Origin of the sequence: Pseudomonas kairouanensis (assembly GCF_004682055.1) — a bacterium.
GTDB classification, from domain to species: domain Bacteria; phylum Pseudomonadota; class Gammaproteobacteria; order Pseudomonadales; family Pseudomonadaceae; genus Aquipseudomonas; species Aquipseudomonas kairouanensis.
The window spans coordinates 1-18,438 of record NZ_QUZU01000025.1 but is presented as its reverse complement, the minus strand read 5'-3'; the positions used below and the strand labels follow the sequence as shown (position 1 = coordinate 18,438).

The 18,438-nt window shown below is 54.2% G+C and carries 15 protein-coding genes and 1 other RNA gene; 6 read left to right on the top strand and 10 right to left on the bottom strand.

The annotated features are described in order from the left end of the window. The first annotated feature begins 81 nt into the window (after positions 1-81). From DYL59_RS19030 to DYL59_RS19020, 3 genes are all read left to right on the top strand, one after another. On the top strand, positions 82-360 hold the full coding sequence (locus DYL59_RS19030; protein WP_010206635.1) for a hypothetical protein: 279 nt from the start codon (positions 82-84) through the stop codon (positions 358-360). A 105-nt stretch (positions 361-465) separates the two neighbouring features. Continuing rightward, positions 466-862, top strand: a transfer-messenger RNA (tmRNA) gene (gene ssrA / locus DYL59_RS19025). 183 nt (positions 863-1,045) lie between these two features. Then, positions 1,046-2,302, top strand: coding sequence for an integrase domain-containing protein (locus DYL59_RS19020; RefSeq protein ID WP_135290556.1), 1,257 nt, complete (start codon positions 1,046-1,048; stop codon positions 2,300-2,302). Between the two features lie 140 nt (positions 2,303-2,442). Here DYL59_RS19020 and DYL59_RS19015 read toward each other — a convergent pair whose 3' ends face one another. The 10 genes from DYL59_RS19015 to DYL59_RS18970 all read right to left on the bottom strand — a co-directional run bounded on the left by DYL59_RS19015 (position 2,443) and on the right by DYL59_RS18970 (position 15,157). Beyond that, positions 2,443-3,030: a hypothetical protein gene (locus DYL59_RS19015; RefSeq protein ID WP_167496694.1), complete on the bottom strand. Its 588-nt coding sequence runs from the start codon at positions 3,028-3,030 to the stop codon at positions 2,443-2,445. A gap of 89 nt (positions 3,031-3,119) precedes the next feature. Then, complete coding sequence (locus DYL59_RS19010; RefSeq protein ID WP_135290554.1) at positions 3,120-4,247, bottom strand: hypothetical protein; 1,128 nt, start codon at positions 4,245-4,247, stop codon at positions 3,120-3,122. Continuing rightward, positions 4,244-5,221, bottom strand: a complete 978-nt coding sequence (locus DYL59_RS19005; protein WP_135290553.1) for a PD-(D/E)XK nuclease domain-containing protein — start codon at positions 5,219-5,221, stop codon at positions 4,244-4,246. The genes DYL59_RS19010 and DYL59_RS19005 overlap by 4 nt, the downstream gene beginning before the upstream one ends. Positions 5,222-5,594: 373 nt before the next feature. After that, positions 5,595-6,002, bottom strand: a complete 408-nt coding sequence (locus DYL59_RS19000) for an SMI1/KNR4 family protein (protein ID WP_135290552.1) — start codon at positions 6,000-6,002, stop codon at positions 5,595-5,597. An 11-nt stretch (positions 6,003-6,013) separates the two neighbouring features. Next, positions 6,014-6,601 (bottom strand): HNH/ENDO VII family nuclease, encoded by a 588-nt coding sequence (locus DYL59_RS18995; protein ID WP_057406260.1) that lies wholly within the window; start codon positions 6,599-6,601, stop codon positions 6,014-6,016. Further along, on the bottom strand, positions 6,598-9,867 hold the full coding sequence (locus DYL59_RS18990) for an ATP-binding protein (protein WP_135290551.1): 3,270 nt from the start codon (positions 9,865-9,867) through the stop codon (positions 6,598-6,600). Before DYL59_RS18990 ends, DYL59_RS18995 begins: the two co-directional genes overlap by 4 nt. A gap of 4 nt (positions 9,868-9,871) precedes the next feature. Further along, on the bottom strand, positions 9,872-10,762 hold the full coding sequence (locus DYL59_RS18985) for a hypothetical protein (RefSeq protein ID WP_135290550.1): 891 nt from the start codon (positions 10,760-10,762) through the stop codon (positions 9,872-9,874). Between the two features lie 13 nt (positions 10,763-10,775). Next, positions 10,776-13,031, bottom strand: coding sequence for a dynamin family protein (locus DYL59_RS18980; protein WP_122500325.1), 2,256 nt, complete (start codon positions 13,029-13,031; stop codon positions 10,776-10,778). Beyond that, positions 13,028-14,038 (bottom strand): dynamin family protein, encoded by a 1,011-nt coding sequence (locus DYL59_RS18975; protein ID WP_225739943.1) that lies wholly within the window; start codon positions 14,036-14,038, stop codon positions 13,028-13,030. Before DYL59_RS18975 ends, DYL59_RS18980 begins: the two co-directional genes overlap by 4 nt. Positions 14,039-14,134: 96 nt before the next feature. Next, complete coding sequence (locus DYL59_RS18970) at positions 14,135-15,157, bottom strand: helix-turn-helix transcriptional regulator (protein WP_135290549.1); 1,023 nt, start codon at positions 15,155-15,157, stop codon at positions 14,135-14,137. 845 nt (positions 15,158-16,002) lie between these two features. Between DYL59_RS18970 and DYL59_RS31745 the strand changes: the two genes are divergently transcribed. From DYL59_RS31745 to DYL59_RS18950, 3 genes are all read left to right on the top strand, one after another. Then, positions 16,003-16,275 (top strand): complement resistance protein TraT, encoded by a 273-nt coding sequence (locus tag DYL59_RS31745; protein WP_238340729.1) that lies wholly within the window; start codon positions 16,003-16,005, stop codon positions 16,273-16,275. Between the two features lie 92 nt (positions 16,276-16,367). Then, on the top strand, positions 16,368-17,336 hold the full coding sequence (locus DYL59_RS18955; RefSeq protein WP_135290547.1) for a DUF932 domain-containing protein: 969 nt from the start codon (positions 16,368-16,370) through the stop codon (positions 17,334-17,336). A gap of 73 nt (positions 17,337-17,409) precedes the next feature. Next, positions 17,410-18,414: a YqaJ viral recombinase family nuclease gene (locus DYL59_RS18950; protein WP_135290546.1), complete on the top strand. Its 1,005-nt coding sequence runs from the start codon at positions 17,410-17,412 to the stop codon at positions 18,412-18,414. The last annotated feature ends 24 nt before the right edge of the window (positions 18,415-18,438 follow it).

Sequence of the window (18,438 nt, the reverse complement as noted above, 5' to 3'; positions counted from 1 at the left end):
ATAGGCCTCGACGAACGAGGCTCAACAGTGATGTCGCTGGCAGCCCTTGAACGCCAGCCCTTTTTCGCAAGGAGATACCCTATGAAGCGTTCCGCTCTTGCTGGCTTGTTCATTACTGCTGCGATGCTGGCCTCCCCTGTTTTCGCGGCGGGCGAGCCTGATTTGTGCAAAATCAACCTGGATAAAATCAACAACGGCAAAGCCCTGCTCGCCACCGACACCAGTGGCAAAAGTGGCGAGATAGACACCGCCGTGTCGCAGGCCAAGGCAGCCCATGCGGCAGGTGATGACAAGAAGTGCATCGAGATCACCTCCAAGGCCCTGCAAGACCTGCAAAACAGTGAGAAAGGCGGTCAATAACCGCCTCCGTGCGCTCAAGGCCAACCTTCGGGTTGGCCTTCCGTGACGGTTTGGCGTACACTGCACAGGCTTGTCACTCACTATGAAACAACGAGTTACAAGCACGGGGCCGTTTAGGATTCGACGCCGGTCGCGAAACTTTAGGTGCATGCCGAGTTGGTAACAGAACTCGTAAATCCACTGTTGCAACTTCTTATAGTTGCCAATGACGAAAACTACGGCCAGGAATTCGCTCTCGCTGCGTAAGCAGCCTTAGCCCTGAGCTTCTGGTACCTTCGGGTCCAGCAATCACCAGGGGATGTCTGTAAACCCAAAGTGATTGTCATATAGAACAGAATCGCCGTGCAGTACGTTGTGGACGAAGCGGCTAAAACTTACACAACTCGCCCAAAGCACCCTGCCCTTCGGGTCGCTGAGGGTTAACTTAATAGAAACGGCTAAGCATGTAGTACCGACAGCGGAGTACTGGCGGACGGGGGTTCAAATCCCCCCGGCTCCACCACTTCAACATCTAAAGACGTCCACGAACGTCTTTTTTTGTGCCTGAAATCCAGCAAATACGGGGCCTTCAGCACCACCAGCGTCCACGGACGTCCAGGAACAGCCACGCTTTATGGCATTCCAAATGGCATTCCAAGCCCAATAGTGCTAATTTTTGGAATGCCAACTCCATCCTGGAATGCCAATGTGCGCACAAGCGATTCGCCTTTCTGAACTCAAAATCAAATCTGCCAAGCCTGCTGAAAAGGACTACGTACTGTTCGATGGCGGCGGACTTCAAATGCGAGTGAGAAGTAATGGCTCAAAGCTATGGAACTTCAACTATCGACACCCCGTGACGAAGAAGCGGATCAACATGGGCCTCGGTACCTTCCCTGAAGTCTCGCTAGCGCTGGCACGAAAAGGCTCTATTGCAGCTCGGGAAATACTTGCCCAAGGCCTCGATCCCAAAGAACAACGGGACGCAGTGCTGCAAGCAAAGCAAGCTGAAACCGAGCACACATTCCAGAATGTCGCGACGTCCTGGTATGAACTGAAGAAGGATGCGGTGACACCAGCTTATGCCGAGGACATCTGGCGTTCGTTGACGCTGCACGTTTTTCCAGACTTGGCCACCACACAGATTTCAGCAATCAGCGCACCACAAGTCATCAACCTTCTTCGACCACTCGAAACCAAAGGTAGCCTTGAAACCGTTAAACGGCTGTCACAGCGACTCAACGAGATCATGACTTACGGGGTCAACTCAGGACTGATACACGCAAACCCACTCAGCGGGATTCGCTCCGTCTTCAAGAAGCCGAAAAAGAAAAACATGGCGGCACTTGCTCCAGATGAGCTGAAAGAGCTCATGATGGCAATTGCCAATGCCAGCATAAAAAGAACTACGCGCTGTCTGATTGAATGGCAGCTCAATACCATGACTCGCCCAGCGGAGGCTGCAACCACGCGCTGGGTCGACATCGACTTCGAGAAGAAGATCTGGACGATTCCTGCTGAGCGCATGAAGAAACGCCGCGTACATATCGTGCCGCTCACAGATCAAGCATTGGCACTGCTGGAGGCAATCAAACCCTACAGCGGACACCGAGAGTATGTATTTCCTGCAGACCGGGACCCTCGGACCCATTGCAACAGCCAGACCGCCAACATGGCGCTAAAGCGCATGGGCTTCGAAGGTCGGTTGGTGAGCCATGGCATGCGATCAATGGCCAGCACTACTCTCAACGAACACGGTTGGGATCCTGAGTTGATTGAGGTAGCGCTTGCACACGTCGATAAAGACGAGGTCCGCAGCGCCTATAACCGAGCGGACTACATCGAGCGCAGGCGTCCAATGATGAAGTGGTGGAGCGAGCACATCCAAGAAGCAGCTACCGGCAATCTTTCGATCTCGGCAATCCAGAACACCCGAGACACGAAGGTCGTCTCAATACGCTAACGAAGTAGCTTCAACAGGTGATAAGTAATCTCTAAACCATGACCGTCGGCTGTCTGGGCTGTACATCAGTCTTGCCTCCATCTCTCAGCGTGCACCTCATGCAGCCGACTCACGCGATACAGACATCTACAGATACTCTTTCATCTGACGCCGGTAGGATAGGACACACGTAAATGATGAAGGAGGTCTTTCGGTAGCACTGCGGGGAGCTTCGCAGTGCCGTTATTGGACAATTGGATGACCACTGTCTTGTGAAGACCAGCGAATTTCACTTGGACTTTTTCCAACACATGTTTGCGCCCGGCTAGTAGAACATCAGTGGCTTCACGCACATCTCTTAGCCCTTTGAGCAATATTTTCCCCGTCACACCTTGGTCTATTTCGACGCCCGAGACCTGAAGCGAATCGACAGTGATTTCCTGATCCACGGCAAGCTGCAGCGCCGAGACCCACTCAATCAGGTTAACCGTAATAGGCGTAACTACTAGGTTGAAACTGCAAGCTTCGAGCAGCCGACTGATAAATTCTTTGATACTGCGCTGATAATTTCTTAGCTCAATGTGGGGCGACGAATCAAAGAGAGTGAACTCTGTTGTGCGGTACCCAACCCGATCAAACACCTCTTCAGTACCAAAAGGAGTTGAGATCACTTCTTGGTAATTGTACTTTTCGATGTAACGCCCCTCGACGAAGTCGTCTCGAATTCGTTCTATAGCGAAGCCATCCATTCTCTCATCCGTAAATGGCGTCTCAACGAGCTTCTTCCCAACTGCTCGAATTGGTAAGGGCCATTGGGCATGAAGCCATCTAACCCTGTTCATGTTGGTTCTCCTTGCGGCTCAGCGCTCGCTTGAGCTTTCGCTCTCAGTTCCCTGATAACTTTCGCCGCGGTTTCTTCAATAACACCCAGATAGGTTTCTTTGTCTTCGACACTGACCGGCCGAATCGTCTTGGTGTACTCAAGCTCAACGATACGATAGGCGCCTCGGACAAAGTACTTGAACCCCTTTCCTTGCATCGGATCCTCAAAAGCAGCCTCAAACTCCACCATAGGTTGTGGTGCTTTATTCAGCACCGAGCGCCATATGATCGACGTGATGAAAAAGCCTTTCCGGGTCAAACTCTGGTACTCCTCAGACGCCAGAAGTGTCTCACCTTTCAGTGCGACATTCTTGACCAGAGCCAAGGCCTCCTCTTTGGCCACCTCAGCTTCCTGGTCATCGTCCAGATCGAGCTCGTCTTCCTCAGGTTCCTGGGGCAAGCGCTCGACTTTCACACTAGTGACGTTCTTCAGCGAGAACCCCGTTAGATCTCTGATCAGAGAAGTAAAGAACTCTGTGCGCAATGCTGATGATTGAAACTCGCCGAGTTCGATGCGGATAGCGGGGATTTCAGCCTTGGCCTTGGTATCCAGCTTGCCCTTGAGCTTCGAGTAGATAGCCTTGACACGATCATTGGCAGGCATCCGAATGACCGTCTTGTCCGCCGATACGTGGAACTCGATCAAGGCTTCTTTGGGTGTGCGCTGAACGAGCCGCGTTTTGCCATAGTCAACGTCGGAGTACTTAATGTTGGCGACCACTTGGTTGCCGCCCTTAATCTGCTGAGTGACCTTCTCGTCCTCCGGGGACTCCTCAATGTACTCTCTAATAATCTCCCGGATTCCTTCCACGGTCAGCGCGGTTGGTAGCGTTACCGACGTGAGCTTTTCCTGCCGGCCAGAATGCTCACGCTGTTCCAGCAGGGTATTAAGATCGTGATAGTCATGTGGAAGGAGCGAAATGGCGCTGACCAAATCATCCCGGCTGTCCTTGGCAGAAAAGAAAATCCCCCTGTCCTTCGCAAGCTCTAGCAGAATCTTTTCGTTGATTTTCTGCTTAGCAGACATCAAGGCGTCGTAAATTTCCTTATCCGTAGCACAATACTGAAGCGCGTTTTTGCTCATTGCCGAGACAACTCCAGTTCACAGAAAGTGGTACGGACGTGCTCAAGTTTGCCGAAGTCAATGGAGTCTAGGATCTGCCTAAGGTCTCCACCGCCTTGATAGTCAGCGACGTACTGGTCTTTTGCTTTGGAAAAATTAGCTGAAGCATTCTGATGCGGGTCGACCATGCGGATAGTGACCTCCGTTTCGGCCTTAATTACCTGGTAGTGCATCAGATACTCGATGAGATACAGAAACTCATCTGTTGTGAATCCCCGCTTACGCATGAAGATCACGAAACCCTGCTTACTTCCATTCTTGGGGTTTACATAGGACAGGATGATCCAAGGTGCGGTCAGCATGTCCAGCGTGGCTGCCTTAGCGTGCTCCAATTGGACATTCTTTCTGCGAACCAGATGGGGGTAGTAAAACTTGCAGTAATCCCGTTCCGGTAGGAGACCTGCACCTCCGCGAAGGTGGATAATTTCGTGGTGAACGTTGTTCAGCCAGTAGATATCGTCAGGCCCCATCACAACGATTTTAGAACCTTTGGGTATGTCCAATTCATCGCACTTTACCTTTTCTAGGATTTTGGCGAAGTCTTTGTCATACTCACTATCGTGGTTGTAGACGAAAAGGAGTCCCTGGATATTTGCCGATACATCCGGATGGATGTAGGTTTCGCTAAACTCTCGGCTGATCTCGGCGCATCGCAGACTCTTGGCAAGACTCTCGATTGCCTCCCGGATAGCCTTCGTTTTAATGGTGCCCTTCGCGTAGCTCTTGAGATCGCAGTTCACATATGTGCGGGACTGAGAATAGGGCTCGTTGTACCAAAAAACGACATCTGAGGGATGGGTCTTGACCTCATGTACGTCCTGGTTCTCGCACGGCCAATTGATATTGGTGTGCTCCATACGCCCCCAGAGAAACTCGTTGAAAATGCCTTTCGACAGCTTCTCTGCCATCTTTGCGATGTTTATCGTCTCGGCCATGATTCCGTGGGCTCTTTATGTAGTAAAAGCAACACTAGCACCATCACGGCGCTAATGCCGGCACAGTAAACACGTTAGTCCAGCTACAAGGTGATCCGTTATCCGCTGGGCACGAATACCATAATCCTTGATTCTGAGGAAACTGTCTGAACAGTTACGACTGACTGGAACCAACCGCTAGATATCCTTCCTGAAAGCTACCCGCATCAGCTTCGGTTAACCCCCGTCAGCTCTTTGCATTCCAGTAATGCAACATTTCTGACCTCCATCTTCTTCGCTGCTATGCCGAGTCCAGTACCAGTTCACCGAATGGAACTTGCCGCACCTGGCCGGACGAGAAAGAGTAAAGTCTATTTCTCCGAACTGCGCTCAACTAGCCTGCGAAGACGTGCTGGATCAAAAAAGCCTCCAGCCCGTCTTCCAAGACACGCACAATGCCGCCATTCGGTGTGGCCCAAACCAGAACTTTCCGTGCCTGGTTGTCGTATAGATAGTACTGACCATCACCAATCTCCAGCAGCGGTACAGTATTTTTCGGGTAGTTCTGGTCACGGCCCAGGTCCGAGAATGCGGCAAAGACATTCAGGTAATAGTCGTCAGGCACGCCTAGGCCATACGTTTCGTAGGCGTCAAAGACAATGACTCCAAAAGCCGACAGGTAGCGCTTGTATTCGTCAGACAGTGCGAATCCCAGTTTCTCCTCAAGATTCTGGATGCTGGCGGTATCTACTGGCCGGGTGTTGGCCTGATGGAGATCAACGAGTTGTTCAAGTTTTTTCATAAGATTCGCCCTCAGCGCTGATTCTCAATCTGTTCGGCTCGCGCCTTCCAGTAGTCTTTTCGCTCTTTATCGAAGTCCTCGCGATTGATCTCGGACTCCTTCTGTTTGTTGTGCAGCACGTTATCGTTTCCGTTGCCACGGTGCTCAGCGCTGGTCAATTCTGCCAATGGCGAGTCCTGTTTCTGGCCGATGTGATGTAACTCGATCGGCTTTCCGTTGGCATCCAGCGGAGCCCTTCCCGACTTCATCCGGTCCAGGTTGGTGGTACCCATATAATCTTTTTGATCGTAATCGATGTCGGTACGAATCAGTGCATCCTTGCCATTGACCTCGGCCGGTTCAAGATTCGCGCCTTCATAGATTTTCGCTTCGGCTTCACTACCGATAGCATCCAGAACCTCTTTTGGAACGCCCAGCAGTTCAAGCCGCTCACGGGTTTCCGGCGACATTTGCGGTAGCTCCAGGCGGGTTTCCTGGGTGAGCACGATAGGTCGATCAAGCTCGACAACGATCAGGCAGCGGTCTGGCATTTCGCGCGCCAGTAACGCCAGGTTGGACGGAACCTCGGTTTTTCCAGCAAAGAAATTTTCAAAGTTCACAGAACGCTCCCTGTTTCGAGGCGCGCACGCCATGCAGAATAAATATCGATATGGCTCTCGTGCTGGAGGCTGTAATCCTTCATCAAGCATTGCTGGGTCGCCAGGGCCAGCTCAGTGCTCAAGGCTGTCGCTCGCTCGTGGAGCAGCTGGTCCAGTTGATTGCTGAGTTGCCCGTAATCGGTCGCCGTTTGAATGATCTGCTGAACCTGCTGCCGGCAACCGAGCACATCGACCACCAATTGTGCGGCGTAGGCAAATGCCTCGGGCTTGCACAGCGCTGACGGCTTCTCTTCTTTGTGGGCATTGAGCGCCTCGAACAGCGCAATTTTGCTGCGAGCCAGCAACGGCAATTCACACAAGCCATTTTCCAGCAACGCTAAATCCAAGGCGACTGGCGTGCGGATACGGTTGCTCAGCAGCAGGTTGAGTACCTGCAGGTTGAAATCCTGGCTACGCACGGCGCGCTTGTCATTGGCGGTATACACATAAGGGGTTTCATACCCGGCGAATTTCTTCACCTGACACAGCACCGGCTCCAGCCAGTCATTTTGATAAACGATGGCGACGCCTTTGGGTAACTTGGCGATTTCTTCAAGCTGGTCATCACGCAACGCCACCGACTTGCCGATTAAACGACGGTCCATTTCATCCGGCAGGCGCATGATTATTTTGGTGTTGGTGTTGCGAATCGCGGCGATATCCACCGCATGGGGCGACTGGTCGGCAATGATGAAACCTTCACCATAGGTGCGCATTTCGGCGATGGCATTGGTCAGCATCTCCACTGACTTGCCGACCACATTTGCCCCTTCAGCACCGCCTTCGGACGGGCTGCGCTTGAGGATGTTGTGCGCTTCCTCAAGGACTGTGACGTGGCGCAGCGGCTGGTTCATGCCACCACAGGCCATTCGGTGCTCACTCAGGCGCATCACCAGGATCCCCATGATCAGGGCCTTGGTCTCGGACGAGCCGACGCGGCTCAGGTCCACGATTGCGCTCTGATCAAACAGCACTGCGCTGTCGATTTCGTTAGCGGTAAAAATCTGCCCATTCAAGCCATTGGTCAGGGATTTGATCCGCGTGGACAGCGAACCGATGTAGTTACCTTTGAGCTCCTGGGAGTACGCGGAGGCCTCGATCACGCTTTGCAGGGTACTGAGCAGGTCACTGAACGTCGGAAACAATGCATCGCTGTAACGGTTGGTCGACGCGTCCAAGTCCCAACCACATTGCTGATACGCCTGCAGGATTGCCTCTTTGAGTACGGCAGGCATTGCGGCATACATCGGCCAGCAGACGTTGAAGATTTCCACGAGCCGATCAACGTGCTCCAGCACATGAATGGCCAACGGGAAGCGGAACGGGTTGATGCGCAACAATTCAAAGTGGGCCGGATGCGTGCCGAATACATTGACGTCATCGCGATGACCAAAGACGTGTTTGTACTCGCCCTTGGCCGGCTCAATCACCAGGAATGGCACGCCGGCGGCGCTAATTTGGCTGAGCATTTCATACAGCGTGTTGCTTTTACCGGCACCGGTCGAACCACTGACAAACACATGGCTGGCCAATTGATCGAGGCTCAACTCGATCTTTTGCGGCAGGTTTTCCCACAAGTGGCGGATGTTGCCCAAGGTCAGTGTCTTGCCCTTGCCTGGCTCACTGCTGTGACCATCCAGGCGCTGCACCTTGCGGCCGAACGCCTGGGTTTCCAGCACGGCCACCGTGGAGGTGGAGCGTCGGGGCAGGCTCAATTGGATCGCCATCTCCTTACCAGACACCAGCGTGGCGGGCGTGAGGTAACTGATCGGGATCTTTTTCGAAAACCCCGGCTTCAATTGCGGATGGCTGAACGCGCTGAGCCAGTCCAGCACAGCGGACTTGTTGGCAGATTTCCAGGTGGTCAGGGCGAAGTCTTCATGGCTGGACTTGCTGCCGCGTACCAGCCCAAGAAAGATACTCGCCAACGATTCGGACGACGCAGTGCTGTCACCGATGAAATACGCCGCCGAGTTCCAGCCGCCGTATGTCTTGGCTTCGTCGATACGCTCGAGGTGGTGATCGATTTTGCTGAGCAACTGCTCGATGGTCTTGTCCACGGTCTCAATCGAAATCTGCCGATTAGAGCCCAGGGTTTTGTTCAACGAATGAGTGTCGGTGGTGCTGGTGGTGTGTGTGGTCGAGGTGGTCTTCGACGCGGCCTCACTGAAGGACGTGCCGTGGCTTTCATTGCGACCTGTGGACGTCGACTGACTGGTGCCGGTGGTGCGTTGTTCGTTGAGCAGCGCTGCAGCGGCCGAGCCGATCTGACTACCGAGCATCGCGCCGAATGGCCCCAATGTCGCACCACCCACCATACCGAGCACATTGGCACCGATAGCGACCGTTTTCGAGGTCAGGGTCTGCGCACTAAACGATTCGCTGGTACCGGTGGTGTCAGTGGTAGATGTACCCAGCGTTGTCGAAGTACCCTTGGTCTCGGTCAGCCCAAGGCTGTGCCCAAGGGAGTCACTTAAGCCCTGGCTGATGCTCAGCCCAACGGAATCGCTGTCCTGCTCGCCGAACGATAATTGTTGCTTGAGCAAGGGCGAAAGGTGTGTGGCCACTTGCTCATAACCGGCACGAATTAGGTCAAGGTTTTGTGACGAAACCGGCTCAGCAAGGATTATCGCATGATACACACGGCGCTCAGCCGCATCGATAAAGCGCTCGAGCCCTTGCATGAAGTGCTCGCGGTTCTCCGTCGACAACGCAGGAACACCTGTGACCGCCGTGATACTCGCCGAAGGGTTAGCCTTTTCGGCCTGGACCGCCCCAAGCAAGACGTCAGCCTCTTGTTGCTGCAGCGGCACTAATGAGCTGCCCGAGAAGTGTCCCTTGAAAGTCTCCCGCAGCAACTCGCCGGAACTGTGCCCGAGAGTTTTGCCGGGCTCCCCCCGGGTACCGATATATAGGTCGGTTTCAATACCGTTAGAACGCAATATCAAGAAAACCGAGTAACCCGCAGCACCCAGTGCGGTGTAAGCGGCCGTCGTGCTTTCAAGCACGGATTGTTTGTTGTCTTGGACGATGCGCTCGACGCGGAAAATCCGCGCATCACTGGCCGCATTGAACCGCAGCCCCTTCTCCGCGAAGGCATGGACCGGATAACGTTCCAGTTCCGACAGGTAACTGCGATTGATCAGTGCGCGCCCTGCCTCAAGGGTCAGGCCAGCGTTTTCACGTATGTCCTGCAGTGCGGTTCGGGTCAGTATAGAAGTTGTCATACGCTCACCGAACCAATGCCACAAGGAACACGACCACCGCGGCAATCGCACCGCCAATTAGCAGTGCGGTCCTGAAGGCGGGGTTGCGATCCGGTGCGGTGTCGGGAATAGCCTGGCGGGAGCTGCGAGGTGATGCTTGAGCCACCGCAGGAGCGGAATATGCACCGGTAGTTTGTTTTGGCGCTGCCGCCTTAGTCGAAGCAAAGCCCTCGACAGCACTATTGCGCAACAGATCGCGAACTTCGATCAAATGCACAAAGCGCTGTTCTGAAAAGTTAGTTTTCAGGTATGTAACCTGGAGGTCGTAGTAATCCTCGGTCCATTGTTTCTGATCTGCAACAGGTTCCCGCGCAAAAGCCCCCTCTGCGTAGGTCTCGAAAATTCCGGGGACTTTGCCTTTGATCCACACAAGTGCAGCATGCAAATCGGCGCCATCCAGACGACGATCATTGAGTTCCAGATGCAACGCCGTTCGGATCGTCAGCAAGTCGCCTTCGTCGACAAACTGCTTGAGGTTGCTGGAAGGCTGGTAGTCAAGGGAGGCATTGTTCATCGGTGTTTTTCTCGCTGGTGAAACGGAATCTATGGGTGTGAACCCCTTTTCGTTTCTTTGACGAAACACATCGCGAACCTGGATTAAATGTTCCAGCCGCTCCGCGGAGAAATTGCGGGCGGCGAAAAACTTTTGCCGGCTGAAATAGTCCGGGTTCCAACTCACCGGATCCACATCGATAGCGCGAGTGATGCGATCCACCTCGTGAGCGTCCATCACTCCCGGGCGCTGTCGCGCTGCATCCACCATCTGTTGCAACAGTTCAGTGCCGACCTGTGTGTCATCGAGCGCCGCCAAGAACTGCTCACGGACTTTTCCAATCATTGCGGTGTTAGTCGTCATAGAAGCTCCGAGGTCAAACCGCTAGGGTTTCGTCGAGTTTTTCTTTGAATTGGTTGATCCACGCTTGCAACTCACGAGCCTCTTCAAGGGCTTGTTTACGAACGTCGCGATCGGTCATTTTTTCTTTGAGCGAGTCGATCAATTCATTGAACTTGGTTTCGAACTCACGCCCCATGAAGGCCATGAACTGATCAATCAGGACGGTCTTGCCATTGTCGATTTCTGTGCGAGCGGCCACGACCAGTCGAGCAAACTCAGTATTTATACGGGTGCTGCGGGGATTCCAGAGCTTGGCCAGGTCAACCGACTTCTCTTCGCCATATTTGTAAACCGTACGGGTAGAGCCCCATGAAAAAGGGTTGTACCAACTGCTGTCGCTGACTTCGTAACGGTCAATCACAACCCGCTTGGTTTGCACCTCATCACTCTTGATGGTGAGATTGAAGGAGATATCACCCGCGGCTTTTTGAAGGCTGTCCAAAATCGGCAACTTCAAATGCTGGCAGTCCTTGAACAGATCCACGATATAACGCTGATACTCCGCCTGGAGATCATCACGGATGACTTGTTGGCTCGTGATAAATACGGCCTCGTAGGCATTGATGAGTTTCCGGTACTGGAACTGGAGTTCCTCTTCAACCTCCTTGACCCGCATTTCAGCGATCCGCGGCTCAACCTCCCCGATAAACCGCTCACTGACCGACCGGAGATACTTACCCGAAGCATTTTCCAAGGTCGCGAGTTCATCTTCGGTGGCCCGTGGCAACACCTTGCCTTCACGCGCTATTTTGTCCTTGTAGGCCTGCGTATCGAACCCCTGCTCCTGCCGAAGCTCCAGCGCCAGGATCTCTTCATTGATATGCGCCAGCGTCTTTTCGTCCTGATCCAGTTGCTCGATCAGTTGGGTTTCGTTAAGTCCGACTGCAATGGCCTTGATCATCGCGTCATAGGCGCGCTTGACCCGATGTGGAAAATTGTACTTGTCGATGTACTCGTCAATCATCGCCTCCACCGCCGGCAATCCGCTGCTCAGCACGATCTCGGGAAGTTTCTTTTCTTGCAGGCTACGTTTGACCCGCTCGGTAATCGGCATGTATTGCAGCAGGTTCATGCTCGGCTCTTCGCCAAACATGTCCATCATGGAGTTCAACTCACCGCGTTCCTTGCGTGAGTGCAAGTGCTGAGGCTTGCGCAGCAGCCGCGTCAGGTTGGCCGATACCGGGTAGATCAGCGGATTGAAAATACCGTTTTCAACCAGGTAGTTTTTGACGCGGGCCAGCACGGATGGCAGGTCCTCGCCTTTCTCAGGGTCGAACACATCCATCTTGTTGATGACAAAAATGAACCGATCCTTGCTCTGCTTTCCGCCCTTGCGCATGGTTTCGGCGACCAGCCCCAATAGGTTTTTGTCGTCGTTGGTGCCCAATTGGCTGGCATTGAGCACATACAGAATCAGCGGGTTGCGCTGAGAGTCCTGAATGAAACTCATCGTTTTGAGCTGATGCTTTGCATCCTGGCTGTTGTTCGGGCCCGGCGTGTCGGTCAATACCAGGCGTACGCTGTCACGGTCTTGAATCGCGTGAATTTTGCCTTCGATATCGATGCGCATCGTATCGGGCAGGTTGTTCCATGCCTGGAGCACTTCCAGGCTTACGTTGTCGCTGTTTTCCGCAACGCGGTGATCATTCGTCACGCGCTGGGCTGCGAAGCGTTGACCCATTAATGCGTTGTCGGTGATCCGCGCAATGGTTGCGGTAGTGGCTTCGTTGGCCGCCGGTAACAGGTCCTGGCCAAGCATGGCGTTGATCAGCGTCGACTTGCCCGAGGACATAGTCGCCACCACATACACGTCAAAATCCTTATTGAACGCTTCTTCAAAGGACTGGCTGACATCGGCATTCTCGCGAATGAAATGCTCAAATTCAGGATGGAGCTTGGCCTCCTCCATCAGCTCACGAATACGGGTCAGGCGCTCTTCGGCCGGGTCCGCTTCGATAAACTGCAGGGTGACCTGCATGCCTTTGCCCATCGCCACTTTTGCGGCGTCAACCACGTCCAGATAATCCGACTCGACGCCTCTGAAAGTGACCTCAAAGTTATTGTCACCATTGAACAACTGGCTCAACTCATCAAACAGCTTCTCAATCCACACTTGCAGCCGCGATTCTTTATAGCTCGACAGCTTGCAGCCTTCGGCCGGCGGTTGGCCACTGATCAGGAACTGAGTCTCGACGATGAAAGGGTTATGGATAATTTCAATAGTATTCATGGTTGCTCATCTAATCGGCGCTGATGATGGATAAGGGCTTCAACGGTTTTAAGCCCACTGATGGTGACCAGTTGCTGCAATCGGTTTTTATCGTAGGCTCGGGTATCGGATTCCTTGGCCTGCAGTTTGCGTTCGAGGTTATAGAGCGCCTTGCCGACGCGACGCTTGATCAGGTCTGGTGCGACTGTGGCATTGAGCAATGCGCACTTGTTGACATCCAGGTCATCGAGCACTTGGCGCAACTTAGAGCGCTGCGCGCGCGTGAGTGTTTCGGCACTCAGGGCCTTGCGCGCGTACAGCGCTGCACTGGCCATTGTCGGAATGATGATCGGCTGTTCAAAACCGATATCGCGCAAATAACGCTGAGCGTTGTGCACATAGCCCTCAATGCTTTCGCCCTTCTCCGGATCGAGCAAATCCACTTTGTTGAGGATGAAATAGATAGGCTGGGCAGGCTTGGCGGCGAGTTCTTCGCGCAACTGTTCGAGTAGCAACCGATCGTCACGAGTCCCCAGTTGACTAGCGTTGAGCACGTAGCAAAGCGCCTTAAACGACACGTTGCGGATTGCCTCCAGCGTCAACCGGGCATGGTTTTCATCCTGGCTGTTATTTGGCCCTGGCGTGTCGTGAAGCACCAAACCGGGTGCCGGGCGCGGCACCACGTTGAAGGTTCCCGCCAGGCTGATGCGCTTGACCTCGACATTGGCGTTCCAGTCCTGCAGCAGCGCTACTGACGGCGAAGGCTGGGAGGCCAATTCGGTGTCGTTGTAGCAATAGCAGGCACCACTGAATCGCCGCGCGCCCTGACGATGCTCTATACGGGTCACACAGGCAGTGGTGGCCTCATTGGCGGTATGCAGCAGTTCCTGGCCAATCAATGCGTTGATAAACGACGTTTTGCCTGCGCTCATTGTGGCCAACACCAATACATCGAAGGTGGCGTTGCCAGCAGACACCGAGCTTCCGACTTTTCGGGATTTGAGGGGCGTAACGGTGGAGCGCGTCATCAGTTTCTGTCCCTATCGCCCGGCGCCTTGAGCACCTGACAAGCGTTAATCCATTGGCAATCAAACGGCCGCAGTCTTCCATGGCCATGCGACAGTTCATGTCGCGTGGTCAACTGATGTGTAGAGGTTTTGCATACCGTGCAACCTGGCCCCTATCTCATCGACCCACACCTGTGGCCCATGCACGCGGATGTTGTCGTTCAGGCCAAAGATCCACCACAGCGTTTCACGATCCAGCGGCACCTGGGCGCGTAAACGCTTCCAGGTATGCGAGGGGATATCGCTCAAGGTCTGCTCATGACTCAGCGGAGTCTCTCCAAGCAGGAAAGCAATCTGCGGATGAACATCCGCGATCAGCTCTACCTCTATGCCGGTTTGACGATGGCTGAATATGCCGGTCGCGATGTAATCGTCCACATCAAAGGCCGCATGCAAAACGGACGGCTCATCGAGTACACGAACATGCTGAATACGGTGCAGGGCAAACTGGCGCAAGTCGCCGTAGCCATCTACGGAAGCCAGCAAGTAGCTGATGGCATGCCGCGATACCAGGCCTGCCGGATGAAGGCGAAACTGTTTGAGTTCGCCCTTGCTCCGACTCTGATAAGTCACTTGCAGTTGCCGGCGCTCCAGCAAAACGGTAGACACTTGCCCCCAGACGTCGGGATCGATCGCAGCAGGCAGCAAGGTTTTCCCATTGGGAATCGCCCGAACTCGTCGCGCCCAATCGGCCAATCCGTTGTGGCCCAGATCACCCAGGAAGTTACGTGCGCGTCGAAATTGTGGACCGAGCTGATCCAGAACCGTCTGCGGCAGCAAGGTAACCAGATGGCTTTCCGACAGATACAAAGCCAGTGCTGTGGAAGCATCCATATCTTCCAGCTTCAATGGAGCATCCCGAGTGAAACTCCAGCGGAAAGGGGTCTCGCTATCATCGCATTGCAACGAAAAAGGTATCGATAACCGATTCAAATCACGCTGAACCGAGCGAAGTGTCACGGAAAAACCTCTATCGCGAAGCTTTTCGAGCAGGGTCGGGGTTGCAATACGCTGCGGCTCGGTGGGAATCAGGCGCAGTAATGCGAATAGCCTGAGCAGCGTATCCTTCGCTTGAGACATGGTGACTACCTTGTTTGCAGTTCAACTGATAGCCCGCAGGCTGATGCCAATTTGGCATTGATGCTACTGACTAAAATGGCTTATTGCCATCTATTGTGGTCAACATGAGACTTTAGTCTTTCGACAGGGGCGCGCCAAACCTGAGATTCTGCTTTCCTCTCAGCCGGGAGAAGACTGGCGCCCTGCCTTGTCACGCTTCAGTTCGCTGTACTCGCAATACAGTTCATAGCTTTTCTTCAGCACCACACAAAAACCGATGACGGCAAACAGATTTTTCATGATCGTAATCTCCTAGGTTTTTTGGTCATTTTCCAAGGTAGAGCGACAAGGTGTGTCGCGACTTTGAAGCGTCAATCGTTGAGGCTAAGAAATTGATCCAAGCGAGTTCTGAGGATTTCATGACGATTGGCTTCTCGCCCCTCCAGCGAAGGGGTATGACATTCAGGACAAAGGATGAACGCTGCTTGGCCGAGCGATGCCAAATCGTTGTGAGGTAGAACTGTTTCTTTCCAAGAACAGTAAGCGCACACAAAGGTGAACGGACGCGGGGAGATTGCCATAGCGGTGTCCTAAGCTGTCGGATGGCGCTAGCTTGGGGTACAGGTACGACAATGTGTGTCGCCTCGTTTAACAGACAAAACTCATCATAATTGCGGTCGAATACAAGCGGATGAGTGTGTTCGCTGCCCTAGCGACCAAATCACGTGCCCATAGGCGTACTAATTCGATTCAAAAAAATCTCAACTCTACATAACAGCAATGACACCATTATCAGGAAGGTTCATCCCATGTCATTGCAGTGTCCTCGTTGTAACTCCCCTAAAGTCGCTTCATTCCATCACGCCATGAAAGTCGGCGCGGCCATCGGCACCTTGGGTGGTGCCGCGCGCGGCGTCAGTACTGCTTTGGCTGGAGGCCAAGCGGGCGCGCTTATTGGCGCTATCGCCGGCCCTGTCGGTATCACACTCGGTTCGGTATCGGGTGCCATCCTCGGTGGGCTGGCCGGCGGTGTCGGTGGCTGTGCCCTCGGCGCCCAGTTGGGTGAGTCGCTCGATCGCCACGTCCTGGCCCATAACCTCTGCTTGCTATGCGGCCATCGATTCAACCTCCCGACATAACCAAGTCAACTTCCCCTCTATTTATTACGTCCGGACGGTGCTGCGCTCTGCGTGGCGCTGCATGCCGGCTTATGCCCAAAGGAATCACAATCATGGCTCATCTCATCGAAACTATGGCTTACGCAGGCGCAACTCCCTGGCATGGCCTAGGTAATCAGCTCACTCAGAAACAACCCATCGAAATCTGGCAACGCGAGGCCGGAATGGAATGGGCGATCCAAGAAAGCCCCGTTCATTTCAAAGCCGAAACTGTCGGTCATCTCGGCAGCATCCACTCTTTCCCCGAGCAGAAAGTGCTCTATCGTTCGGACACCAAAGCACCGCTGTCAGTGGTTTCCCAGCGCTACCACACCGTGCAGCCTCGGGAAGTGTTGGAGTTTTATCGTGACCTTACCGAGGTCTCCGGTTACGAGCTGGAGACTGCGGGGGTACTCAAAGGCGGGCGCAAGTTCTGGGCATTGGCGCGCACCGGACAAGGCGCTGCCCTGAAAGGAAACGATCAGGTCAACGGCTACCTTCTGCTGGCCACATCCTGCGACGGCACCCTGGCCACCACGGCAACACCCACCACCGTGCGTGTGGTATGCAACAACACCCTGACGATAGCCCTAGACGGCTCATCTCGTGCAATCAAGGTGCCGCACAATACCCGCTTCGATCCGAAGGCAGTGAAGAAGCAACTCGGCATAGCCGTCTCCGGTTGGGACGAGTTCATGTATCGCATGCGTCATCTCGCTGAACGCAAGGTTCAGTGGCATGAGGCTCTTGGATATTTCATGTCGGTGTTGTGTGAGGTCAATCCGAGCAATCAACTACCGGAGCAACTACCCAACGAACGCGCCCTGCGCAAGGTACAAGAGCTGTATGAAGGCCGTGGTCGGGGCAGCCAGCTCGAATCGGCACGCGGCACCGCCTGGGGCTTGCTCAATGCGGTGACGGAGTACGTCGATCATGAGCGCCGCGCACGTAGCAATGAGTACCGCATGGACTCGGCGTGGTTTGGTCAGGGAGCGCAGATCAAGCAACGCGCCCTGGATGCAGCCCTGCGTCTCGCAGCTTAACCCTTCTCGTCAATCGCCACGCCCGATCAGCCTTGTACTGGTCGGGCGTATTTATGCCTGAAAGGTGAACACGATGAAAGCAACCTCATTGAATAGTAGTACCTCTAAGCCCCGCCCTGCCCTTCGCCTGGTGAGCACTAAAGAGCTGCCGCGTGAGGACTGGCTCGCAGTGCGTAAACAAGGAATCGGTAGCTCCGATGCAAGCGCTGCGGTTGGGCTCAACCCGTACAAGTCGCAGTTGGAACTATGGCTTGAAAAGACCGGTCGCGATGCCACGTTACCGAAGATAGATCCTCATGATGAAGAAAGCCCAGCCTATTGGGGCAATGTGCTGGAACCCATCGTCGCTTGGCACTACAGCAAGCGCACAAAGAACAAGGTGCGACGGATCAACGCCGTGCTGCAGCATCCGAGTCCCGATTTGCCCTGGATGCTCGCCAACATCGACCGCGAGGTAATTGGCGCAGATGACGTGCAGATCCTCGAATGCAAAACCGCCGGCATAAATGGGGCACGCCTTTGGAAGGACGGCGTCCCCGAGTATGTCCAGCTTCAAGTGATGCACCAGCTCGCCGTCACTGGCAAGCAGGCCGCGGATGTGGCGGTACTGCTGGGCGGTCAGCACCTGGAGATCCATCGCATCGAGCGTGACGAGCAAATGATCGCTCGCCTGATCGAACTGGAGCGCAAGTTCTGGACCTACGTGGAAACCGATACCCCGCCACCGGCCGACGGTAGCGCATCGGCTGAAGCAGCTTTGCGCTGCTTGTACCCAGAAGACAACGGCCAGACCGTCGACTTCAGCAGTCGCGCCGGTTTAGCAGCGGCCTACCTGGAACTCAAGGCCGTTCGCCAGTCCATCGGCGAGAAGGAAACGCGCGAGGCCCAGCTCAAGCAGATACTGCTGCAGGCCATGGGCGAGGCCACCCGAGCGGAGTTTTCCAGCGGTTACATCAGTTGGAAGAAATCAAAGGACAGTGCGGTACTCGATGTCCAACGCCTATTGCAAGAGAAACCCTACCTACAAGTTCGCTACACCAAAACCAAGGAAGGCAGCCGTCGCTTCCTGATCAACTGACTCCGCTATTCCCCAACTCCCTAC

Coding starts and splice junctions, on each gene's coding strand:
- DYL59_RS18975 (WP_225739943.1), bottom strand. CDS start 14,038: ATGACGCGCTCCACCGTTACGCCCCTCAAATCCCGAAAAGTCGGAAGC.
- DYL59_RS18980 (WP_122500325.1), bottom strand. CDS start 13,031: ATGAATACTATTGAAATTATCCATAACCCTTTCATCGTCGAGACTCAG.
- DYL59_RS18955 (WP_135290547.1), top strand. CDS start 16,368: ATGGCTCATCTCATCGAAACTATGGCTTACGCAGGCGCAACTCCCTGG.
- DYL59_RS19020 (WP_135290556.1), top strand. CDS start 1,046: ATGTGCGCACAAGCGATTCGCCTTTCTGAACTCAAAATCAAATCTGCC.
- DYL59_RS31745 (WP_238340729.1), top strand. CDS start 16,003: ATGAAAGTCGGCGCGGCCATCGGCACCTTGGGTGGTGCCGCGCGCGGC.
- DYL59_RS19015 (WP_167496694.1), bottom strand. CDS start 3,030: ATGGATGGCTTCGCTATAGAACGAATTCGAGACGACTTCGTCGAGGGG.
- DYL59_RS19030 (WP_010206635.1), top strand. CDS start 82: ATGAAGCGTTCCGCTCTTGCTGGCTTGTTCATTACTGCTGCGATGCTG.
- DYL59_RS18950 (WP_135290546.1), top strand. CDS start 17,410: ATGAAAGCAACCTCATTGAATAGTAGTACCTCTAAGCCCCGCCCTGCC.
- DYL59_RS18990 (WP_135290551.1), bottom strand. CDS start 9,867: ATGACAACTTCTATACTGACCCGAACCGCACTGCAGGACATACGTGAA.
- DYL59_RS18985 (WP_135290550.1), bottom strand. CDS start 10,762: ATGACGACTAACACCGCAATGATTGGAAAAGTCCGTGAGCAGTTCTTG.
- DYL59_RS19010 (WP_135290554.1), bottom strand. CDS start 4,247: ATGAGCAAAAACGCGCTTCAGTATTGTGCTACGGATAAGGAAATTTAC.
- DYL59_RS18970 (WP_135290549.1), bottom strand. CDS start 15,157: ATGTCTCAAGCGAAGGATACGCTGCTCAGGCTATTCGCATTACTGCGC.
- DYL59_RS19005 (WP_135290553.1), bottom strand. CDS start 5,221: ATGGCCGAGACGATAAACATCGCAAAGATGGCAGAGAAGCTGTCGAAA.
- DYL59_RS19000 (WP_135290552.1), bottom strand. CDS start 6,002: ATGAAAAAACTTGAACAACTCGTTGATCTCCATCAGGCCAACACCCGG.